Here is a 15,963-nt window from a genome sequence, read left to right as displayed (position 1 = left end):
CTGAGATGCCACCCGTCATTACAATTACGGTGCTGCTATTAAGCAAATTGAAAGAACAAAAAACAACGCCTGAATCAGGCAAAGAGAACCCTAATTACTATTCTATACTACCTGCATCAGTAAGGTATGACAATAGATTATCACCTCATACCAAACTATTGTATTCAGAGATAACAGCCCTTTCTAATAAGTCAGGAAGATGTTGGGCATCAAACAATTACTTTGCAGACCTCTATAAGGTTGATAGAAGATCAATTATACGTTGGGTAAATCAGTTGAAAGAATGTCGCTATATAGATGTTCAATTGATCTACGAAACTGGTAAAAAAGAGGTTAAAGAACGGATTATTACTCTGAAAGAGGTAGTGAAAATACCTTCAAAAGGTGGTGACAAAAATATCACTACCTACGGACAAAATAGTCATGAGGTGGTGACAAATTTGTCACCGGGGGTAGTGACAAAATTGTCCATAGGTAGTGACAAAAATGTCGTAGATAATACTATACATAATAATAAAGAAGTAATACTAAACTTGAATAGCCCTTTTGAATCTGAAATTATTGAAGAAGGAAAGAGTTTTTCATTAATTGATCTTTCCAATCAAATTTCAGATGAAGTATTAATTAAACTATTCCAATTACCAGATTCAAAAAGAAATGAAGCAATAAGTCAATTCAATTTAGAATATGAGAAAGAACTAAAACTTATTTCAATTTTAAAAAAACGTAACAATGACCTTAAACTAAAAATAAATTCAATTTAACATGATAGGAAACGGTATAGATATGAATTCAATTGGACATTATCCAATTGATTACACTAAATGGGAAACAGATGTATATCTGCAATTACCCTTCAATGGCATAGTTAGAAATAACAAATCAAGAATTGATAATAAGAGATACGAAACTACTTTAACTTTTTCATCAGCAAAGATTAGTTCAATTGGTAATGGGGTAAGAATTGAGTCAGTTCCAATTCATAATGGAAGCAGTGTTTATGATTTACTTCCAATTTGAAAAACTTAAATAAATTTTTGCGTACGTAAACGGAAATGAAAAGATTCAATTATTTCAATTATTGCACAACCTTTTGCAAGTTTTTTACGTATAAAAAAAAAGAAAGGGCAAGAATACCCTAACTGAATAACCAACAGTAAATTATTCTATGATGCAGCCCCGTTCGATTCGGGGTATAAGGTCTGCGGTCTGACCAAAACAAATAACCAAACAAAACAAAAAAGAATTGTATCTGCATTAATGCAGCGTACACGGAAAACCATTGTTCCGAATTTAAGATAATGGATTAATCAATTCAGATACTTTTTTGAATTAGAAAACTATTTATAGGTATAAAAAGAGAACATTGTATGATCGCAAAAATAATATTGATTTTGAAATCATTTTTTAGTAAACGTGAGGTAAAGAATATTTCAACTATAACCATTCCAAAGATTGTTTACACACATTATGATGAAACTGAATACGAAAAAGTGTGTAGTACGCAAGTACACTCCGATTATAAATCTTGGAAATCATATACACATTTTAGCAAGGTAAAACCATCAGAAAAAAATAAAATGAAAAGATGGCAGAAAAAAGCAAAGCAACTATTGAAGGAATTTGGACTAAATGATTATAAATTCACATGGATAAACACTAAAATTGTTTACGGACAATGTGAATACAAAAAGAAGGAAATAAGGTTGAGTAAATTCTTAGTTATCAACTGTAAAGATGAAAAAGAAATCCTAGATACTTTGCTTCATGAAATTGGGCATGCTCTATGTGAACCAAATGTTGGTCATGGCTATCAGTGGCAATTGCTTGGAAAGAAAATAGGATATAATCCTTCACCATATTCAAAAGATGATCTTAATGCATATAGAAACCAATACAATGGAATATGCGATAACGGTCATATCAATACAAAATATGGACATAAAATATTGAAGGCAACCTATTGTTGTAAAAAATGTCCATCAACTATTAAACAATGGAAAAAGGTAAAAAACACTTTAAAGAAATAAATTATGGAAACAAGGAAAAACAATAAAAAACTGATTTCAGATTTACAAGAGCGAATCAATTCCAAGTTCAAAGATTGTATTGATCCCCAATATTTACTTGACATTAAATCTGATATTGCTTTCGGGGTTACTATAGAAGAAATCGAAGAATGTTTAAAGAATAATGATAACTGTAGTCATTTTAGAAATTGTATTGAAGGAAAAAGGCAAAAGATTTAAAATGATAGAACTGTTCCAATATAAAATTCAAACCGTAAACGTACGCGAAGATCAATATCTATTCGATGTTGATGATTGGCATGATTGCAATTTTGATGAATATGTACGCGATGGGAGCGTTTATAAGAAGGTTTTAAAACTGGTCATTAAGAATGTACCCTACTACTTCAACGTTGATCTGAATCAATATATGAAGGGTTCTGACCATCTTCAACAGGCAATACCTGATGATCGTGTTCGATGGTTAGCAAATATGGTAACTTATTACCGTCACACCCTTTCAAGTTGGAATAAATGTTGGGGTAAAAAAGGTAATGATTATCGCTCTGGATGGTTCGGTGACTATGAAGAAGAAAAGGCAAAGGTCAATGAACGGCAAAAGCGTAAGATCATAAGATTGCTTATTGATTTTATGATCGAAAACGGAATAACTGTAGATCATTTAAAAGCATTGAATAATACAGATGATAAAACTATTGAATATGCAATATCAAAGTTTCAAGCGAAAAGGAATTTAAATGACAAAGCACCGGATCGCCTATCCAGTGCTTTGTTGTGTGCAGCAAATTAGAGTTAGATGGGCTCTTATATTTGCGGAAATCAAAATTAGTAAAATAATGATAAAATCAAATAAGTAGAAATACTTTTTCACTATTTAAAGTGCTTCAAGTTCTTCATATTTAAATTCTTCAATTGCCTCTGGAACATTCTTTGGTTTACCTCTTGAAGTGATTAATTTGCTTACAGTATGGGCATACATAAGTTTATCATCAATAGGCTGACATAAGGCAAGTATATCATCCTTAGTTAAATTCGGGTTCAGATAATCCTTTTCATATTCTCTTAGTATTATTGCTGGCATTCTCATTTTTGAATTATGGATTTTCTCCATAAGCGGATTTGCCTTGGTGGTTAGTAATGAAACGGTTTCTATTTCTTTACCAGTTTCTCGATCAACCCATTTCTCAAATATCCCTGCAATTGAAAACGATCTTTGATCTTTCATTTTGATGAAGTATGGATACTTATTCTTTCCCACGTGCCTATGTTCAAAGAAACCTGTAAATGGAACTAAACATCTATGATTAGCAATTGCATATTTGAATGATGGCTTATCAAAGGCTGTTTCACTTACTGCATTCAAACAGAAGTTAGCCATCTTTGCAGCATCTTCTTTTGTTTTACACCATCTTGGAATCAAACCCCATTTCATTGTTGTTAAACGATTATCATTAGTTGCAACCATTATTTCAGGATGTACAAATCCATCAATACAATAGCTTTGGGCGAACTTATCTAATCTGTAAGAAGCTGCCATCTCTGCATAATATTCAGAATAGTACTCCATTTCTTCAATGTTCGAACCCTTGTTGCACATAACAATTTCATTAGTATTTGATATAAAATTTAAAATCTGGTATTAGGTCAACATTACCAGATGCCATTTGTAATACTTGTTCGTCAAGTATTGGAATCTGGTAATGCTTATTTAAGCTATTGTTTGGATTATGATCGTAATCAATTATTGGTGTGAGAATACCAAAGTGCCTACAACCCTTATAGTTAATGAACCTATACCCAGATAACAGGCAGTTGTGCAGATGGGTATGATTGAATTCAGTGGGCATAAGTACAATTTACGCCTATTTATCCGATACATAAAATATACCTTTTATTAAATAAATTCCGTTGCTGAAAATGTAAAAATCAAACTAATTACTACTTTTAGGTATGCAGCAATCCAATCATAAAATCATCATTAGCAATTTTAAAAAATAAGTAACTATTAAACTATTAAACTATTATGGACAAAGATTTAATGCGGGATATTGGTATAGGAGTAATATCATTTCTTTCTGGTTTTTTTGTAAACTTACTTTTGATCACTCCAAAATGGAGAAAGCATTTCAATAATGAAATTAGCTTAAAACTTAATTTAGAATTGATTGAAAGAAATAGGAATGAAAATAAAATAGTTAACATTCTGTTCAATTTTGATTTTAACTGTCAAATTGAACAAATTCAGATTATTAAATCAGCTTTCTGGGTACTTCCAAAAGAACTTACAGGAACACCCAAAATAAACCAACTTGGAATGTCATCACTTGTTTATGGTAGGGAAGATGTATATATCGCCCAAGATTTTGCAAGATCATATACACATCAATTATTTTTAACTGAAAATATTATTAATCATATTAACGAAGGTAGAATGGACAAAATTTCATTAGTAATCGAAACAAATGTATACGGCAAGGTTAAATCCAATTCTGTAAAACTAAATCTTAAATAAACTTAATATCTAATACAAATTTCTTGCTATGTATCTCTCCCCCACCCCATATATAATATCATTATCAGATCGAAGGAATTCTTTGAACTCAGATTTTAAGAAAGTACAAACCAGATAGTCAAAGGCATCTGAAAGGTGACCGTATTCTTCAAAAGATTGTCCAGTTACAGAATCCTTTATTCTTTTCTTCATTTTACTTCCATCTTCTGATTTTTTGACGTTAATCAAATCTTCAATAAGTAATGGACACTTTAAGTCATCAATTGTTACCTTGGTATTAGATTCAAGTTGAAATAAGGTATTAATGAATTCACCTCTTTGAAATACATTGGCATTCTTAGAAGGAACATAATCTTTAACACCAATATATTCGATCAATTGATCAAAGATCAATGTGTAATCATTAACCCCTGCACTGGTTCTGGTGCTATCGTTTTTACCAGATGCATCACCAGTTACATATACATTTGACTTATGTAATGGGTATCTTTTAACAAATTCCCTTATTACATTGACCGGACGGTTGTAAGGATGAACCAAAGTGATTTCATCAATAATCCTTAATTCATTATCTATCAATTGACCTATAAGGCATGCACTATATGGTAGTACGTTAAAATCGAACGATAATAATATTGGATACTCTGGATTGTACCTTAATGATCTGGTGTTCGTACTATGATTAAAACTGCTATAAAACCCACCACCAGTTTGATCATTACCAAAGTTTCCAAGAACCTTAATATTATAAGCGTTTGTGTTATTCTTATATCTTGCTTTAATGCTATTACCGAATTCAATTTTATTAATAAAATCATTATCCAAGTATGTTGATTTATCAATATAGGTATCCTTGGATAGATCATTGTTTTCAAAAAATCTCTTATACAACCAATGATTCTTGCTGATAGGGTTGAAAGAAAGAATAACCTGCTTATATGTATTATAGTCTGTACGTAAACGGTCGGCAAGTTCATCAAAATCAACCTCCAATAGTTCAGTTGCTTCTTCTATCCAAACGGCTGATAACCTTGATATTGATTTAATCTTTTCAGAATCATCAATTCCAGAGAATAAAATAACACTTCCAAATAATTCAATTTGTAAAGGACTTGTAGTAATATGGGCATGTTCAATTAATCCCATGTCCTTCAACACGGATATAAATTCAGCGAAAACGGATTGCCTTAGTTTATCGGATACTTTACGAACAACTAATATTCTATGGTTAATATTATCAGTTAAAATCCTATAAATAAGTTTTTGAACAATGAATACTGATTTACCAGAAGATATACCACCATATAGAATTAGATATTTCTTTCTATTTGCTAAAAGGGGATAAAAGTGCTTTGAAACAATTTTTGGAAGATTCGATAAATCGATTTGCATTAATCATTACAGTATTGATTTAAGGTTATATCATAATTGTCAATTATCGTTGCTTCTTCTATTGTATCCGTATTCTCATCATCATCAGATGGTGATTCTAATTCTTGGGGTTTCCCTATTACTATGATCCCTGCACCAACACCATCACCTTTTACTGCCATTGCTGATAACCTTGGTTGAGAGAATTCCAGTAATCTCAAATACAACTCCACCCCACGACTACGGACTGATTCATTTTCTGATCTTAGTAAAGCATCAATAGCACTGTTTACTGCTGGCAAGTTCTGTTGTGCAGCTTGTGCAAGAAGTTCTTTGGTTGCTTGATTAACACGGTTTAGAGTCCCCGGTTTCTTACCATGTGGGTTCATAACCTGACCTTTCTTGATAGGTTTTAAACCAGCTAATTGCCTCTCCCTTGATGTTAAAGGTTTATTGGATTGTTCTTTTATTTCTTCTGTGATGATTGGATTCATTAACTGATTCATTGACTGGTTCGAAAACGGTTTTATTCAATTAGCCCCGCCCCTGTCAATAAATACTTGTTTGATTAGCGTTTGATATGTTGGTGTCCCGTGTTCAATAACCCTACACAACCCTATGCCTACGTATATAATCCGCTTACAGTGTTGTATCATTATTCAATTGACCAATACCGTGTTCGATTAATGCTATACTTATAAGTGATTTAAATGCATTGAAAAATATTTATCCCATTTGACAACGGACATAGTATTTATATATACTCGAAAGATCATTTTTAACTTACTTATCATATCACCGGGTTAAGTCACACGCCCCCGTCAATAGCGTTAACTATTGTAAAGCATTTAATAAGTCAATATTAAACCCTCTATAACCTAGAGGGTTTTTTTATGCCCTTTTAGTAAAGAACACGGGTAAAAGCTGTTTACCTGTATCATTTTATTAAGTGTATCAAAATAAAGGGTATTTTATTTGCATACATCAAAATAAAGGGCATATATTTGTATCACAATAAACGACCGAATTATATGATACGTTCAACCATCACCAAACAAGAATTTGAAAAACTGACTTGGACTGCATTTGATGCCGTTGCCAGTAACATCAATGATATATCTATTGAATTGGTTGAAAACGGTATGGTTCTAATCTCAGTGTTGGGATATGAGATCAAAACAATGTCAGTAAACGATTACAAATCTATAATCCAATAATTTTATGAATAACATCAACGAAATCAACAAACAGAACTACGCAAGATTTGAAGGAATGGCAGAACTTGTAAAGGCAATGACAAAAAATCAAAAGGTTTGGTCGTGGGGTGCAAGGGGATGGACGAATATGGAACACAAGTTCCTAAAGTTCCGTGTTAGTGGTCACCTGTTTAAGGGTTTGGTGTACATTGGGGTAAACGGAAAGGATTTATTGGACATCTACTTAACCAACCTTAAAGGTGACGTTAAAGAGGTTTTAAATGACGTGTACATCGATGATCTGATTAGTTCAATTGACAACAAGGTTGAAAGAATAGAGGCTTACAAATGGTAAGCCATCTGTTTTAAACAGGTTATAAAAGGGGGTATTATTGTAATACACCCTTTTTTCATTAAAATTGACATGTGAAAATGAAAGCAGTAGTATATGTGAGGGTATCCAAAAAGGATATGGATTACCAGCGTCAAATATCCGATTTGGAAACCATTGCCAAACAAAGAGGGTACACAGTTGTCGAAACCATCACTGAAAAGATCAGTGGTTCAAAGAAGAACAACGAACGACCATCTATCCAACATCTGATGAAGCTGGCAAAGGAAGGTGCATTCCAAACCGTTTTCGTTAGTGAGGTATCCAGATTAGGACGCAATACAAGGGAGGTCATCAATGTAGTTGAAGATTTAACCGAAATCGGTATAAGTGTTTATATCCATAATTTCGGATTGGAAACCTTAACAAACGGAAAGCGAAATCCAATTGTTCAGATACTGGTGACCCTGATGGCAGAGTTTGCAAGATTGGAACGTGAATTCCTAATCGAAAGAACCAAGTCAGGTTTAGAGAACGCCAAAAGGAAAGGTATATCATTAGGCCGTCCAGTAGGCACGACAAAAGATGATAAGGATATATTGGAACAATACCCATCCGTTGTCAAATCGCTTAAGAAAGGTTTATCTGTTAGGGAATGTGCAAAGGTTAATGATGTTGCAACGAATACGGTTATGAAGGTAAAAAGGGCATTAGGTAATTGATTATTCTCCTATTAGTATGATTAAAATGGTATATCATCCTTTCCAAAACCTTTACCTTTTAAATTCAAATCTTCACCAATTATTTTGATTGCCTCTAGTGGTTCATAAATCAAATAATCAGGGTTGAATTCTGTTAAGTCCTCATTTGATCCCCAACTACATCCAATTGTAATTATACCCGCTGATTTAGCTGATTGAATATCTGTACTCCTATCTCCTAAAGAAACTACTTCATTGGGTTTTAGTTTCATTTTTTCTAAAGCCTTTAACATTGGTTCAGCATGTGGTTTCTTGTAGGTTGTATCATGGTATCCAACTACATGGTGATAAGGTATTTTAAAATGTTTTAGAACTTTTAAAGAATATGTTGATGGACTTGATGTAACAATTGTTATTTCTAAATTACGGGATTGTATAAATTCAAATAAACTAGGAATACCATTATAAACTTTAAATTTGGGTATTAAGGAATAAACTTTTGCCCAATCACTTGGTCTAAAGGGTTCGGCAATTCGTGAATCCACTATAGTTTGATCAAGATCGAAAATTATCCCCATATCATTAGAATAATTTCATCTGTGGATCACCTCCTTCTGGAATATTAATTTTGGTAGGATCGGAGATTTTAAATGCTTTAATCATGCTTTCAAAATCCTTTGAGTCAGTTAAAGGAATAGCATCACCATTCTTTATTAAAAGTTGATTTCCTTGTACTTTATCTTCAAGAAAAAATCTTTCCGGATGATTGTAGGCATAAACTTTAGTTCCTAACTCAATAGCTGATTTAATCGTGTGCATAGTCCCTCCAATAATGCCAGTTTCAACAACAACCAAAAAATCTGATAAACCTGCTTGTATTCGATCCCGTTCAACAAAATTACTTGGTCGTGCAGGATGTCCGTAAACATACTCACTGATCAATAAACCATCAGTATCAAGTATTTGCTTTGCTAAAAGTCTATTCTCTTTAGGATAAATTTTTTCTAAACCATGTGCTAATATTCCTACAGTAAAACCTTTTGAAATTAGGCATCCATAATGGGCGGCAGTATCACAACCTTTTGCCAATCCACTAACAACAGCAAATCCATTCAAACCTAAAATTTCACCAATTCGAATTCCAACTTTATATCCGAATTCTGTTGGTTGTCGTGTACCAATTACAGCAGCACTACTAAAACTATTTAGTTTTTCCAATCTTCCAATATAGTTTAGAATTAAGGGTGGATTTTTAAGCCTTCTTAATTTAATTGGGTAGTTGGAATCAAAAAAGGATATAATATTTATTCCAGCAAGATTCGATTGTGAAATTATTTTTAGTGAATTCAATTGCATTTGATCCCAATCTAAATTGGCAAATACAGGATTTGATCTAATTATTTCCGATTTAATAAATCCCCAGTATTCCAAATAATGCGGTTGCTCAGGCATTCTCGTATTACTGAATTCCTCATTTAAAAATCGAGAATACAATAATGAAACTGCTTTGTTTCCGTATTTTGGAATTTGAAGTAGATTTAGAATATTAAAGGCGTGGACACTGACCATATAAAAAGTAAAACTAACTATTTTTTACTTTGTTTAACAGCATTTGAAATTTCTCTATTAATTCATCAGAATTAGGCTTTGCACTCTCCGTTTTACCTAATGTAAACACATAGAATTTAATGCTGCCTTTATATGAATTCTTAATTGCTTTGATTATTTCCTTAACAGTCGTTCCCGTTGTCAAAATATCGTCCAGAATTAAAACCGTTTTATTACTTAAATCGACTTTTTCGGTATTAATTATAAATGCATCCCTTATTGCATTTTCTCTTTCGGATTTTGTTGGCAAAGATGCAAACTTTGTTGTTTTTTTTGATTTTGAAATAAGTTGAGGTATAAAAGGAATTTTTAATTTATCTTCTATCTCTAATCCCAATTTATGAAGGGGTTTAAAATTATAGGCTTTAAATTCACCACTCCCAAGTGCTCTAATACAATAATCAATTTTCAAATCATTTTCTTTGATTCCCGCCTTGATACAATCAATTGATAATTTTAGCCAAACCTTAATAACTGATTCATTTCCATTTTTGAAAGCAAGTGATTGGTGACTAAGGTAATCCGCATCACCTTTTCTTTTATAATAGAACAAAAAAAAATGATCCTTATACGGATTGCTAAAGTTGAGTATTCTCATTGAAGCCCATTTAAATTTAATCTTAAGATAAAAAGAAAGTATTTATATCCAATGAGATACCTAAGAAATACCGACTACGGATATGCTATCACCACTTATGACCTTGAAACCTTATTGGATGGGGATTACAATCTATTAGAACGTGCAGAACTTAAAGCACGTGCAGACATTGAACTTTATTTAAGAAAGCGTTACGACCTTTTACAATGCTTCCAGTTATATCCAGATTATGTATCTGGCAATACCTATTTATCAGGGTCAACCGTGTGGTATAATCCAACAATAACAGGTACAACCGAATTCTTATATACCACCACCGCTAATACTTCCAGTTTACCGACTTCTATTGATTGGATACAACTTGATCCAAGAAATCCATTGATCATTGAATTTATGGTCAATATCGCATTGTATAAGGTTCATCAGCGTGTATCCCCTGACAACGTACCTACTCACCGTAATGATGCATATAAACAATCAATGATGATGTTGAAAATGATTCAGGAAGGTAAAGTATCCGTTGACTTACCAGAAATAGAAAACCGTGTTCAAACCATTTCAATTAGTGGTTCGACTTCGAAGGGTAGTTATTGGTACTAAAAACCTATAAGTGGGGTAATGGGTTTAAACAAACCAACATTTGAAAACAATTGGATACCAAATTGAAAGATTTTTGTTCCTATTGATTTTACTGGTTCACTACTAAGTGTTGAAACAATTATCAATTCCAGAATTGCAATGGAAATAGCCTTCGCAACATCATTTTTCGTTGCACCATTTTCTATTGCACTAACTATATCTTTTGCAAACGATTGGAATCGTTTTTCTTGTTCAAGAGTTATTACCTCTTTCAACTCTACAAATTGTTCTTTCATTTGTGTAGGCAATAAGAGCAACGTTGTTTTTAGTTCTTCAATTTCAGTAACTGTAAATTCTATATCATTTTCAGGTATAGAATAATCCGAAAACATTGAATCAACGCTATCCCAAGGATCAGTAAAATTTACTTGTTCAATGTATTTTAAAATATCTGTTCGAATCCATTTATCAAAATGCAACAAAATATCATGCCTATTATACCATAATTGAGTGTTTTGCTCAACTCTTCTATTAGGGGTAAAGGTTGAATATGTAGAATCAAACAAATCATAGCTTTCTGGATTCATCCTGAACTGATAATAAAGATTTGAATCTTTATGTGTAAGTGTATAAAAGTTATCAGTTGTATTGGTAACAAATTCAGAAATCTGCAAACCATTCTTTTGAATAAATTTTGCCACTTCCACTTTAAATGAATTTTGAACCTTAAGCTCATTTCCTGCCATAACTACTAACGAGAAAATTTAAACCCCAAAATAGCAATTCCTTTGAGGTTTACAAAACCCTGATATTTTCAAGATTTCAAAAGTATTTATCTGTAATGAACAATACAGATAAACTATCCAAACAACTTGATATTTACGTTGACCGTAGTCGTAAAACCATCCAACATTGGATGCAATCCTATATTAATGCAGAATACAGAATCGTAAACGGAACGGAACAAATCCCGACAAAGAAAGGATTACAGGAAGTCTATGAATATGCGATGTTGGATAACCATTTATCAGCAATCATTGAACAACGTAAAAGTAAAGTGGCTGGTGAACAATTTGCTATCTATACTGATAATGAAGTAAATGAAGATAAAACAACACTATTAAATAAGCAGTGGTTTTCCAACTTCACTGATGCCGTACTTGATTCAAGATTCTATGGGTACAACTTAGTTGAAGTACAAGAATTAAAGGATAGTGAGATCAATTCTATAAAGATCATTAATAGGGGGAATGTAATACCAGAAGTTAAAGCAGTTCTACCAAACCCATATAACAGTACCCAACTGATCTATTTGGATAACCGTCCAGATAGCCAATACTATTATTTAATTGATGGAAATAAAGGATTAGGCATTTTAAACAAGATAGTTCCAATCACCATTATGAAAAGGATCACCCTTTCCTATTGGACGGAACATTCTGAAACATTCGGTACACCTATGACCGTGCTCAAAACAACAAATAAGGATAAGGTTGATAAGTTTTTCAATGATTTGAATAAGTTTGTTCGTAACCGTCAAATAATAATTAGTGATGAAGATGCATTGGAGGTTATTGAATCAAATAATTCTGATGTTCATAAAATCTACAAAGAACTGATTGAAACCTGCAACGCTGAAATGAGTAAGGCAGTTATTGGTCAAACAATGACCACTGACAACGGTTCAAGTAGAAGTCAGGGAGAGGTTCACGAAAGGGTATTGGAAGAAATATCAGAAAGTGATAGGGAGTTTGTTGAAAATGTAGTGAATGACTTTATCCAAAAGAATTTAATTCCATTGGGTTATCCTTTCACGGTTAATGACAGATTCAAATTCATTTCGAAAGAGAAAAGAACCTATACCCAAAAACTTGAAACCATTAAAACCTTAAAAGAAACTGGTTATTTGGCAGATGCAGAAGATATAAAATCTTACTTGGATTTACCATTTGATTTGGAAACCGTATCCTTTACCGATACATCCGTTTCCAATACCTTCAAAAAAAAAGTCCAGTAATATCCGATCTTAATAATTTATATCAAAATGTTGATCATGATCATGACATTACTGGTTCAATTGATTCTGAAATCGATGATCTGAATAAGGATTTGGAAACGGTTATTGATAAAATAATTGAAGATGTATATGCAGGAAATAAGGATTCAATATCAATCGATTATATCCGTAAAGTTGGATTCCTGATTACCAAAGCAATATATGATTCTTTCAACTTCAATGGGGATTTTAATGATCCGATATTCAATGAACAAGATAAATTATTGATCAAGGCATTAAGAGAAAACGCCTACCTATGGATAGGGGCAAAATCCACCAGCTTATTTAAAACCTTTGATGAACTCCTATTGGATAAAGATAATAACCTAAGATTGTTTAATGACTTCAAGAAAGAAGCAACCAAAGCAGGTTTATTGTTCAATAAGAACTACTTAAAAACTGAATACCAAACAATCATCGGTCGCGCTCAATCTGCATCAGCATGGCAATCTTATAATGATGATGATCTACTTCAATATAGTGCAGTAGGTGATGCCCGTACACGACCATTACATAGAAAATTGGATGGTATTATATTACCCAAATCAGATTCCTTCTGGAATCGGTTCACCCCTCCTATTGAATATAATTGTCGTTGTCGAACATTGGTCGTTGTTGATGGTGTAAAGTCAAAGCTATCATCAAAAGATCGTGCAGCGTTCAGAAAAGAATTAAAACCAGTATTTGATTCTAATGCTGGAAAATCTGGAAAGCTAATGCCAGACAATCACCCGTATTGGAAGGCAGTAAGTAAGGATGAATTAGAGCGTATAAAACAGATAGCCAATAACCTTATGGAAAATAACTAATAGTATTGAGTAAGAACATTTCAATAGACTTTGCCAAAATATGGAGAGCCAAGATTTTAAGGATTCAAAGATTGCTTAACCGCTTACCAAGGGATATTGGAAATGAAGCAGTATTGTTTTTAAACGAACAATTCAAGAAAGAAGAAACACCAGACGGGGATAAATGGAAACCCCGAAAGGTTGCGGTATCACCTCAAAGGAATCTATTGGTTCAATCAGGTAGATTAAGAAGATCGATTAGTTTACTTCGTGTAAGTAGAAGGTCTGTAACCGTTGGCAGTCAATCAGTACCATACGCGCAATATCATAATGATGGAACAAAGAAATTACCCCAACGTAAATTCATCGGTGCTTCTAAAATGCTTAGTAGAAGGTTGTACAGATTGATTGAAAAACTGGTGAAAAGAGAGTTGATGAAATAAATAATTCAAATGTTTCAACCCCAATAATTGGCTTAATGTGAGGTTCAAAAAAGAAGAAAACCAAAAAGATTTTTTTATTAAAAAGGGTAAAAAATGGACATAAAAAAGGGGTTACTCGCGTAACCCCTTGATTATCAATGTGATGGGCGGTCCGGACGGGACTCGAACCCGCGACCTCCTGCGTGACAGGCAGGCATTCTAACCAGCTGAACTACCGGACCTTTTCCTTCTTTTTCGACACGGGGTGTCTGAAAGGGAGTGCAAAGATAGTATCCGCTTTCGTTTATGCAAACCATCACACAAAAAATCTTACTGATCTTTTATATTTGCCCAATTATTTTTTGCCTTGGCAATGTAGCCCGGCCTGTCTTTCCGCCATGATTTCTGCACGCCCAAATCGTAGTTCAGGTAAAGTACCCCGTCTACTATGTCCCAGGCATCGGCTTCAATCTTAACCTTATAGCCTTGCGACACCCCGTAGGCACAAAAGCCACCAAAGGCCGGAGCATACTTTTTAGGATCTGCCTTAAATAAATCGCGGTGTGCGGCTGAAGCAAAGTACCAGGTAGCTCCCTCCCACTGATGGGTAAATTGTTTATCTCCTTTTACTGGTTTTGCATCCGTGAAATAGGCTACCACATCGTAACCATCTATGGCACCTTTACTGGTGGTGAATACCTTACCTTTTAATTCCTGCGCCATTGCCATGGCGCTGCTTAACATAAAGAAAGTAATGATGATCGCTCTCATGAATAATTGATTTTTAATAGAAGAACGAAAGCTAAAGAGAAAGGTGCTCTCTAGAATTAAATAAAAAGCGAAGTGTACGCCAGCTGACAAATTTCACATCGCATATACAAAGCAATCAGCATGCTTAAAGCATAAATAAACAGACCTCTGACAGCTGATTGATTTAGTCCATCAGCCATCTAATGCCTGTAACCAGTTTTATGTCCTCATGCTAACTTTCTTATTTGACATCTGCCATAGATCCACTGATAATACTACCAAACATCATCGATTTTTTGAATGCCTCGGGATTGGCGTTGCGTATCCATTCATTATACTCAGTAACTATCCTTAAACCATCTTTTTTGGCATATCCATCCTGCTCAGCGTTGATTTTTGCAACTAATTCAGGATAGTCAGCAAACGCTTTTGTTGCAAACTTCTTAAATCCGAAACCGCCCAGCAATGTTATATCGCTTCCAATATCCTCTTCATACTTTTGAATTCTGCCAATACCTAACGATAAGACATGTCCCGATGAAGTCGTTGACTTACTGAAATACTTTGTAAATCTAATTGGGCCGTCAATTATGAGAACGGACCAAAAGTTGGGCTTAAGTTCAAATTTATATTGCTTACGAACAATGTTATCAAAAACAAAGGGCACATCATCAAACACAAAATATTTTACTTGTTCCTTTGGTATGGACCACTCGTTGGCTTTTTTATAATCATTCCCTTCCAGGTTTACTTTTGGGTCACAAAGGCTTTCTATGCTGATAAAGGACATTCTGAATTCAATAGGGGATTTAGTAGAATCCTTAAAAACGACCAGGCAATTGTATTTCTGATTGTATTTAAACTTCTTGTTGAAATCCTCATTTTCAAACAATGCATATTGTTCTTTTGTATAGTCTTCGAAGTAATCCTGCCACCGATTACTTAGTAGAAGCGAATCCTGTGCAAAAGTATTAATCGTACAAAGGAGTAATAGATAGAGAATATTTTTTTTCATGATCTA

At 33.4% G+C, this 15,963-nt stretch carries 21 protein-coding genes and 1 tRNA gene; 12 read left to right on the top strand and 10 right to left on the bottom strand.

Annotated features, from left to right (window positions below):
* Positions 1-47: 47 nt before the first annotated feature.
* From ACO1XM_RS14060 to ACO1XM_RS14045, 4 genes are all read left to right on the top strand, one after another.
* Complete coding sequence (locus ACO1XM_RS14060) at positions 48-764, top strand: helix-turn-helix domain-containing protein (protein ID WP_486230044.1); 717 nt, start codon at positions 48-50, stop codon at positions 762-764.
* Position 765: 1 nt separating this feature from the next.
* Positions 766-1,020 carry a hypothetical protein gene (locus tag ACO1XM_RS14055; RefSeq protein ID WP_486230042.1) on the top strand — a complete coding sequence of 85 codons (255 nt, stop codon included), beginning with the start codon at positions 766-768 and terminating at the stop codon, positions 1,018-1,020.
* Positions 1,021-1,370: 350 nt separating this feature from the next.
* Entirely contained in the window at positions 1,371-2,030 is a 660-nt protein-coding gene (locus tag ACO1XM_RS14050; protein WP_486230040.1) for a SprT-like domain-containing protein, read from the top strand.
* Positions 2,031-2,193: 163 nt separating this feature from the next.
* Positions 2,194-2,820, top strand: coding sequence for a hypothetical protein (locus ACO1XM_RS14045; RefSeq protein WP_486230038.1), 627 nt, complete (start codon positions 2,194-2,196; stop codon positions 2,818-2,820).
* Positions 2,821-2,904: 84 nt separating this feature from the next.
* Here the strand turns inward: ACO1XM_RS14045 and ACO1XM_RS14040 are convergent, their stop codons facing one another.
* Complete coding sequence (locus ACO1XM_RS14040; RefSeq protein ID WP_486230036.1) at positions 2,905-3,627, bottom strand: SOS response-associated peptidase; 723 nt, start codon at positions 3,625-3,627, stop codon at positions 2,905-2,907.
* Positions 3,628-4,053: 426 nt separating this feature from the next.
* Here ACO1XM_RS14040 and ACO1XM_RS14035 point away from each other — a divergent pair, with 426 nt between their 5' ends.
* Entirely contained in the window at positions 4,054-4,542 is a 489-nt protein-coding gene (locus ACO1XM_RS14035) for a hypothetical protein (protein WP_486230034.1), read from the top strand.
* Positions 4,543-4,551: 9 nt separating this feature from the next.
* Here ACO1XM_RS14035 and ACO1XM_RS14030 read toward each other — a convergent pair whose 3' ends face one another.
* Together ACO1XM_RS14030 and ACO1XM_RS14025 are read right to left on the bottom strand one after the other, a co-directional pair.
* Positions 4,552-5,934: a PBSX family phage terminase large subunit gene (locus tag ACO1XM_RS14030; RefSeq protein ID WP_486230032.1), complete on the bottom strand. Its 1,383-nt coding sequence runs from the start codon at positions 5,932-5,934 to the stop codon at positions 4,552-4,554.
* Complete coding sequence (locus ACO1XM_RS14025; RefSeq protein ID WP_486230030.1) at positions 5,934-6,407, bottom strand: hypothetical protein; 474 nt, start codon at positions 6,405-6,407, stop codon at positions 5,934-5,936. The genes ACO1XM_RS14030 and ACO1XM_RS14025 overlap by 1 nt, the downstream gene beginning before the upstream one ends.
* 537 nt (positions 6,408-6,944) lie before the next feature.
* On the opposite strand from ACO1XM_RS14025, the gene ACO1XM_RS14020 reads away from it, so the two are divergent.
* The 3 genes from ACO1XM_RS14020 to ACO1XM_RS14010 all read left to right on the top strand — a co-directional run bounded on the left by ACO1XM_RS14020 (position 6,945) and on the right by ACO1XM_RS14010 (position 8,162).
* Entirely contained in the window at positions 6,945-7,130 is a 186-nt protein-coding gene (locus ACO1XM_RS14020) for a hypothetical protein (protein ID WP_486230028.1), read from the top strand.
* A gap of 4 nt (positions 7,131-7,134) precedes the next feature.
* Positions 7,135-7,464, top strand: a complete 330-nt coding sequence (locus ACO1XM_RS14015) for a hypothetical protein (protein WP_486230026.1) — start codon at positions 7,135-7,137, stop codon at positions 7,462-7,464.
* A gap of 77 nt (positions 7,465-7,541) precedes the next feature.
* A complete protein-coding gene (locus ACO1XM_RS14010; RefSeq protein ID WP_486230024.1) occupies positions 7,542-8,162 on the top strand; it encodes a recombinase family protein in 621 nt (206 codons plus the stop codon).
* A 20-nt stretch (positions 8,163-8,182) separates the two neighbouring features.
* Here the strand turns inward: ACO1XM_RS14010 and ACO1XM_RS14005 are convergent, their stop codons facing one another.
* From ACO1XM_RS14005 to ACO1XM_RS13995, 3 genes are all read right to left on the bottom strand, one after another.
* A complete protein-coding gene (locus ACO1XM_RS14005) occupies positions 8,183-8,719 on the bottom strand; it encodes an HAD family hydrolase (RefSeq protein WP_486230022.1) in 537 nt (178 codons plus the stop codon).
* A 4-nt stretch (positions 8,720-8,723) separates the two neighbouring features.
* Positions 8,724-9,593, bottom strand: a complete 870-nt coding sequence (locus ACO1XM_RS14000) for a DNA-processing protein DprA (protein ID WP_486230020.1) — start codon at positions 9,591-9,593, stop codon at positions 8,724-8,726.
* Positions 9,594-9,723: 130 nt separating this feature from the next.
* Entirely contained in the window at positions 9,724-10,347 is a 624-nt protein-coding gene (locus ACO1XM_RS13995) for a ComF family protein (RefSeq protein WP_486230018.1), read from the bottom strand.
* Positions 10,348-10,398: 51 nt separating this feature from the next.
* On the opposite strand from ACO1XM_RS13995, the gene ACO1XM_RS13990 reads away from it, so the two are divergent.
* On the top strand, positions 10,399-10,947 hold the full coding sequence (locus ACO1XM_RS13990; protein WP_486230016.1) for a phage protein Gp36 family protein: 549 nt from the start codon (positions 10,399-10,401) through the stop codon (positions 10,945-10,947).
* Here the strand turns inward: ACO1XM_RS13990 and ACO1XM_RS13985 are convergent.
* Positions 10,944-11,672: a hypothetical protein gene (locus tag ACO1XM_RS13985; protein WP_486230014.1), complete on the bottom strand. Its 729-nt coding sequence runs from the start codon at positions 11,670-11,672 to the stop codon at positions 10,944-10,946. The two genes, ACO1XM_RS13990 and ACO1XM_RS13985, sit on opposite strands and share 4 nt — an antisense overlap.
* A 95-nt stretch (positions 11,673-11,767) precedes the next feature.
* Here ACO1XM_RS13985 and ACO1XM_RS13980 point away from each other — a divergent pair, with 95 nt between their 5' ends.
* The 3 genes from ACO1XM_RS13980 (at position 11,768) to ACO1XM_RS13970 (ending at position 14,213) form a co-directional block, all read left to right on the top strand.
* Positions 11,768-12,943: a phage portal protein family protein gene (locus tag ACO1XM_RS13980; RefSeq protein WP_486230012.1), complete on the top strand. Its 1,176-nt coding sequence runs from the start codon at positions 11,768-11,770 to the stop codon at positions 12,941-12,943.
* A gap of 92 nt (positions 12,944-13,035) precedes the next feature.
* Positions 13,036-13,791: a phage head morphogenesis protein gene (locus tag ACO1XM_RS13975; RefSeq protein WP_486230010.1), complete on the top strand. Its 756-nt coding sequence runs from the start codon at positions 13,036-13,038 to the stop codon at positions 13,789-13,791.
* 5 nt (positions 13,792-13,796) lie between these two features.
* Positions 13,797-14,213, top strand: a complete 417-nt coding sequence (locus ACO1XM_RS13970; RefSeq protein ID WP_486230008.1) for a phage virion morphogenesis family protein — start codon at positions 13,797-13,799, stop codon at positions 14,211-14,213.
* A 147-nt stretch (positions 14,214-14,360) separates the two neighbouring features.
* Here ACO1XM_RS13970 and ACO1XM_RS13965 read toward each other — a convergent pair.
* The 3 genes from ACO1XM_RS13965 to ACO1XM_RS13955 all read right to left on the bottom strand — a co-directional run bounded on the left by ACO1XM_RS13965 (position 14,361) and on the right by ACO1XM_RS13955 (position 15,957).
* Positions 14,361-14,434 (bottom strand) — tRNA-Asp (locus ACO1XM_RS13965).
* A gap of 88 nt (positions 14,435-14,522) precedes the next feature.
* On the bottom strand, positions 14,523-14,963 hold the full coding sequence (locus ACO1XM_RS13960) for a YHS domain-containing (seleno)protein (RefSeq protein WP_486230006.1): 441 nt from the start codon (positions 14,961-14,963) through the stop codon (positions 14,523-14,525).
* A 220-nt stretch (positions 14,964-15,183) separates the two neighbouring features.
* Complete coding sequence (locus ACO1XM_RS13955; RefSeq protein ID WP_486230004.1) at positions 15,184-15,957, bottom strand: hypothetical protein; 774 nt, start codon at positions 15,955-15,957, stop codon at positions 15,184-15,186.
* Between the last annotated feature and the right edge of the window lie 6 nt (positions 15,958-15,963).

This window comes from Chryseotalea sp., from assembly GCF_057350905.1.
Note: the sequence above shows the minus strand (reverse complement) of the source record. Positions and strands in the feature narration are given on the sequence as shown.